Annotated in this window: 1 protein-coding gene; it reads right to left on the bottom strand. The window is 63.2% G+C overall.

The features are described 5' to 3' along the window. Positions 1–506 (bottom strand): enoyl-CoA hydratase-related protein (locus tag PKF00_RS45135; protein ID WP_271223822.1); only part of this gene is annotated, 506 nt, incomplete at both ends.

The following is a 506-nucleotide window of genomic DNA, read 5'->3' as shown; positions in this document are numbered from 1 at the left end:
CGACGAGACGTGGCAGGCGCTGGGTGCCGCCGCCGCCCGGCAGCACGCCGACCATGGCTTCCGGCAGGCCGAGCTTGGCCTTGGGATTGTCGGACGGCATGACCCGGTAATGGCAGGCCAGCGCGATCTCGAAACCGCCGCCCAGGGCGAGGCCGTTGATCGCCGCGGCAATCGGTTTGCCGCAGGTTTCCAGGGCGCGGAAGGTCTTGTTGAGACGGAAGCACTGCTCGAACAGTTTCTGCTTCATCTCCTCTTCCGGCAGCTTGGCCAGCGCGTCATTCGCCCCGCCCAGCTCGGACAGGTCGGCGCCGGCGCAGAAGGCGTCCTTGCCGGAGGTGATGACGACACCCTTGATGCTGTCGTCCTCGATGATGGTCTTCGTCAGCGCGTCGAAGTCGTCCATGACATCGGCGGAGATGACATTCATCGACTTGCCCGGACTGTCGAACGTGACCAGGGCAATGCCGTCTTTATCGGTTTCCAGTGTGAAATTTTTCAGGGACATC

Source organism: Streptosporangium carneum, assembly GCF_027922005.1.
Lineage (GTDB): Bacteria > Actinomycetota > Actinomycetes > Streptosporangiales > Streptosporangiaceae > Streptosporangium > Streptosporangium carneum.
The sequence above is the reverse complement of the archived record's forward strand: the minus strand, read 5'-3'. Positions and strand labels throughout refer to the sequence as shown.